Origin of the sequence: Streptomyces sp. NPDC007162, assembly GCF_040634175.1 — a bacterium.
GTDB lineage: Bacteria > Actinomycetota > Actinomycetes > Streptomycetales > Streptomycetaceae > Streptomyces.
The window spans coordinates 1-4,598 of the sequence record NZ_JBEYFC010000616.1; the positions used below are offsets into that span (position 1 = coordinate 1).

5 protein-coding genes and 1 pseudogene are annotated in these 4,598 nt (G+C 68.2%); 1 reads left to right on the forward strand and 5 read right to left on the reverse strand.

What is annotated here, in order from left to right; genetic code table 11:
• The 5 genes from ABZ646_RS40550 to ABZ646_RS40570 all read right to left on the reverse strand — a co-directional run.
• Positions 1 to 1,235 (reverse strand): FG-GAP and VCBS repeat-containing protein (locus tag ABZ646_RS40550; protein WP_360530985.1); only part of this gene is annotated, 1,235 nt, incomplete at its 3' end.
• Positions 1,236 to 1,404: 169 nt separating this feature from the next.
• Entirely contained in the window at positions 1,405 to 1,620 is a 216-nt protein-coding gene (locus ABZ646_RS40555; RefSeq protein WP_360530988.1) for a hypothetical protein, read from the reverse strand.
• A 1,040-nt stretch (positions 1,621 to 2,660) separates the two neighbouring features.
• Positions 2,661 to 3,188, reverse strand: coding sequence for an SMI1/KNR4 family protein (locus ABZ646_RS40560; RefSeq protein ID WP_360530991.1), 528 nt, complete (start codon positions 3,186 to 3,188; stop codon positions 2,661 to 2,663).
• A 136-nt stretch (positions 3,189 to 3,324) separates the two neighbouring features.
• Positions 3,325 to 3,840 (reverse strand): transposase family protein, encoded by a 516-nt coding sequence (locus ABZ646_RS40565; protein ID WP_360530994.1) that lies wholly within the window; start codon positions 3,838 to 3,840, stop codon positions 3,325 to 3,327.
• The gene (locus ABZ646_RS40570) at positions 3,788 to 4,063 is read right to left on the reverse strand and encodes a hypothetical protein (RefSeq protein WP_360530997.1); all 276 of its coding nucleotides are present in this window, start codon (positions 4,061 to 4,063) and stop codon (positions 3,788 to 3,790) included. The genes ABZ646_RS40565 and ABZ646_RS40570 overlap by 53 nt, the downstream gene beginning before the upstream one ends.
• 340 nt (positions 4,064 to 4,403) lie before the next feature.
• Between ABZ646_RS40570 and ABZ646_RS40575 the strand changes: the two are divergent.
• Positions 4,404 to 4,598: pseudogene (locus tag ABZ646_RS40575) on the forward strand (hypothetical protein); the annotation flags it as partial.

Here is a 4,598-nt window from a genome sequence, read left to right on the forward strand (position 1 = left end):
CATCGCATTGTCGAGGTCCTCGAAGAGCAGTTGTCCCGGTTGGACGCCGGAGTAGCGACACTGCGACGGACGCAGAAACGGCTTGATAGGCTGTCCTGGGTGATGGCCTGGGCGCCGGTGCCCGTCAGGCCGGAGCGGCTGCCGCGCAGGACGGTGACGACACCGGCCTCCTGCCGACCGGTCTCGCCGAGGCTCTCGCCGGGCGCGCCGACGGCGACGTCGTCGATGCCGTCGCCGGTGATGTCCCCGACGGCCACCGAGGCCCCGAAGGCGTCGTTCTCCTCGTAGGCGCCGGGAACGCCGGGGGTGTCCTGCGTGAACGTCTTCCAGGTCTCCGAGTGGCCGATTCCGGAGGCCGAGCCGTAGGCGACCTCGATCTCGTCCATCGCCTCGCGCCCGGCGACGATGTCGTCGTACCCGTCGCCGTTGACGTCGCCCAGCGCGACGGCGCGCCCGCCGCCCGGAGCGGCGGTGCCGCTGTAGATCAGGCCCTCGGGCGAGCCGAGGAAGAACTTCGAGCCGAAGTTGCCGTCGCCGCCGTATCCGTCGACGACGAGGTCGTCGCGGCCGTCGCCGTTGACGTCCCCGTTCGCGCCGCTCGACACCTCGATGCCGCGCAGCTTCTCGGGGTCGAGCGTGGTCGTGCGGACTGGGGTGCCCGAGCGGCTGAACGGGCCGTGCCAGACGGTGCCGATGGAGTCGCCGGGGTCGTCACCGCCTCCGGCTCTGGTGATCCTGAACAGCGCCAGGTCGAGCCTGCCGTCGCCGTCGAAGTCGCCGGACGCGACAGTCCCGCCGCTCCCGCCGGGCAGCGACGTGCCCCCGGACAGGCCATGGGGCCCGCCCCAGACGATGACCGGGCCGACGACCAGATCCGCGTAGCCGTCTCCGTCGAGGTCGCCCTTGGCCGACGGCGTTCCGAAGTACTCGTTCTTGGCAGGGCTGCCCGGGATGCCTGTGGTGGCACGGCTGATGACGGTCCGTCCGTTCGCGGACAGGCCGTGTGGACCGCCGTACATCACCGCCACATAGCCGGCCCCGCTCTTCCCGTCGACGGTGGCGTGGCTTGCGGCGACGGCAAGGTCCTGGTAGCCGTCGCCATTGAAGTCGTCGCCTACGGGCGCGGCGGGCACGGTCGCCGCGACGCCCGCCGCGCCCAGCGGTCCGACTCCCAGGGCGATCAGGCCCACTGCGAGCGGTCCTGCCCAACGGACGTACGAACGTACGGAAAACATCAGGACACCTTCCCGTTACGGTGACATGGTCACCGCACGAGACCGCTCGGCGCGCACATTGGTTGTACAACGACCACTACCATGCTGCGGAAGCTGCCGAAACAGGGACGTACCACCCTCGACATCGGCTGTGCACCGGTCGTTTCGCCCGGCGGCTCGTGGCGCGGGGTTACGAGGTTGACGCCGTCGATCCGTCCGCCGAGATGATCACCGTGGCGCGGCGATCGGGGGCGGCCCCCCGTTCCGGGGGACGGACGCCGCCACCGCCGGGCTGCCGAAGGGGCGCAGCCTCGCGAGCTTCGCCGACATCGCCCTGATCGCAGGCTTCCACGATGCCGGCCACGTCGTCCCGGTTGGTCGACAGGGAATAGCCCTGGATCAACACGCCAGGGAACCTACGCTCAGGCAGACGGAATACCGCATCGTTCCCCGGCCTCGATCCGCTCCATCCGGTCACCCAACCTCAGACAGTGCCTGCTTCTCCAGCCGTAGTCATCACGGAAGAGCGGTCACAACCCTTCAATTGGCGAGTTTCGCCAAGTGCCGCGCTCACCTGCGGGCCGGGGCCGTCCTACCAACGCAAAGGTGCCCGCCGGGTGGGGGTCACACATCACGGCGACATCACCGCAGCCTACGCACATGGGCGATCTGGAGTCGCCCTTCAGTCAGCCGGTCGAACCCTTCTGCATGATCCGTCTTGTGCTTGCTGCGATGCCAGGAGAGAGCCGCAGCGTCAGGATCGTCAAGGGGATGGCCCTCGGTCAGCCCCGGGTCCTGGAGAGGTCGTTCGTTCCCGCAGCACATAGCCGAGCGGCGCTTTCATTGCTTGGACAACGTGCTACTTCTCTGTCCAGAAGCGCATGATCTATATAACGGTGCCGGCTTGTTCGGTACAGATCTAGTGGAAAAGGCAGCCCGCCTGACCTGGATACGCTCGGAGGCCCGTGAACCTCTCCTCCGGTACCTGTACGCGACAGTGGAAGCGCACGCCGGTCATCAGACTGAGAACACCAATCTCCTTCTGGCGGCCGAGATCCTCCGTAGCGCGCACAATGTCGACACCCGGCAGGTGGTGGCCGCCTTCGAGGAGCGCTGTCGGGTCGCGATGGAGGCCGTAGAGCGCGGCGACCACACGAAGACGCACCGGGGAGACGTCGCAGTTTTCAGCATGCCGAGGCGGGCTCCTGAGCCGGCCGGGCACCCAGGTACTGCGCCCGTCCTAACTGCTCAGTGACTGGAGGATGCGCGCGAACTCCGACACTGATCAAATTTCGGTGGCACGAATCGGCAAAGACGGGATCTGCTGGGGATCGACCCCGAGACCGCCACCGCCTGGACTCAGTCCGCAGGTGTCCCGTCTCCGCTGATGTGGTCCACGTCTCAAGCGATCTGGTCCGATTCGCCTCTGGTCTCGGGCGATCGCATTCAGCGGCAGAGCTCCATGATGAAGTCGTCGAAGTCGGGGAACTCTCGCGTGGCCTGCCCAATCACAGAAACTGCCGTTTCGGGGCGGTCTAGTGTGAATTGCTCAGCGATGGCCGTCAGCTCACGATTGGGGTGTGGGGTCCAGTCGGGCTCGTGCGAGGCGGCTGCCTCCCGAGGGCCGAAGCCGTCGGCCAGCAGCCACAAGAAGGCGCCCAGGTTGCATGCGACGACGCCGGTCTCCCCTTCGGAGCCGAGGAAGACGACAAGCTGCTCGGCCAGTTCCCTGCCCGGGCGGACCAGCCAGAACGCGGCGTACCCGCCGGAGCCATCCTGGCCGAACACGCGGAAGTCGTCGCCATTCAGCTCGCCGTTGCGGGTCCACGCTCGGAACCAGTCGGTTGTCTCATCGGCAGACAGGAAGGCCGCGAACGGTTCGAAGTCGACACCGTCACCGCCGGCGTAGTCGAACCGGACCGCCATGGCAGCGTTGAGCGCGTCGGGAAACTGCCGGTCTTCGTTCGATGTCACGCGAACAGATTAGCGATTGGGCAACTGGGCCCGATACACGGCAGAACTCCTGGGTCGAACGCACCCCCGGGGCTTACGGGCTGACCCGCGATTGGTCCTGGGGCGTGTTGGCCTGCGGGTTCGGCTGGCTGGTGGTTCAGCAGGCTGTTGTGCGGACGTGCACCAGCTCGGTGCTGGGTTTGTGCCGGGTGGGCCGCTTGGCGGCGCGGTCGGAGACCAGGGCGGCGATGGCGAGGTGGGTCTCGCCACAGGTCTCGCGGCGGCCGGTGTACCGCTGGAACGGGCGCCACTGCCGGACTTCGGCGTTGGCGTGCTCAACGCAGATCCGGCGGGAGGACTGGCGGCGTTTCATCTCGCGCCAGCCGTACCGCTCGGTGACCGGCCCCTCGTTCGGAGCCTTCATGCCCTTCGGTTTCTTGGGCGGGGCGCTGACCTGGTCGGGGAACTCGTTGGCCAGGCCGCGGTAGCCGCCGTCGACCTCGGCCTTCACGCCGGGGTGCCGGTGGAACTGCTCGGCGATGCCCTCGGTGCGCACGGCGGTCTGGTCGTGCATCCGACCTGGACGCTGGGCCCCGCACCACAGGGTGCGGCCCTGACCATCACTGATCGTGGTGGTCTTGACGGTGTTCTGCCTGCGCTTGACCGGAGACAAAGGCCCGCCGGCCGGGACGGCCCGCGTGCGGGCGGCGGACCTGGGTTTCCATCCCGTCGATCCGCAAGGTGACGCCCTCAGCCGCGGCATAGGCGAACACATCCTCCAGGGTCCGCAGCCGGATGCCGGGCCGGTCGGGGACGGCGAACCCACGGTCCGCCAGCAGCGGGCGGACCTCCCGGATCGCCCGGCCGATCGTGGAGGACCCCACCTCGTAGAGCACGCCCAACGCCTCATGGGTGAGCCCAGTCCGCAGATGACCAGTGTAACCAGGAGCCGGTCGGTGAAGATCAGTTCGTACTTCGGCCCGGCTTCCGCCTCCCGCCCACGGTCGCCCTCACGTCGCTCATGGCGCCCGGACTCACAGCGCGCCACCCAGCGCGGGGCGAGTTCCGCGACCAACTGGCCCAGATGTGGGCGCGACAGCCCGCAGAAGGCAGGATGGGACATGGCCGCGCGAGCCTGTCTGATCTTCACGTACCAGACAACTCGCGAGGCCGTCTCTATGTCCCCGCACTCACCGACCAAGATCAATCGCAGGCTGGCCCACTAGGGTCGGAGACATGACGACACCCCTTGCCAGCAGTGCCTTCGACTCGCTCCGCCTCGACGCCGTGCGTGACCAGGAGGCGCTGCGCCGGGCCTACGAAGCCCCCAGCGACGCGGCCGTGCGCAAGCAGATGACCGAACTGCTGGAGGTGCCGGGCGCCGATCACGGCTTCGCGGTGCCCATGGGGGTCCCCCCGCGCGAGCGGAGC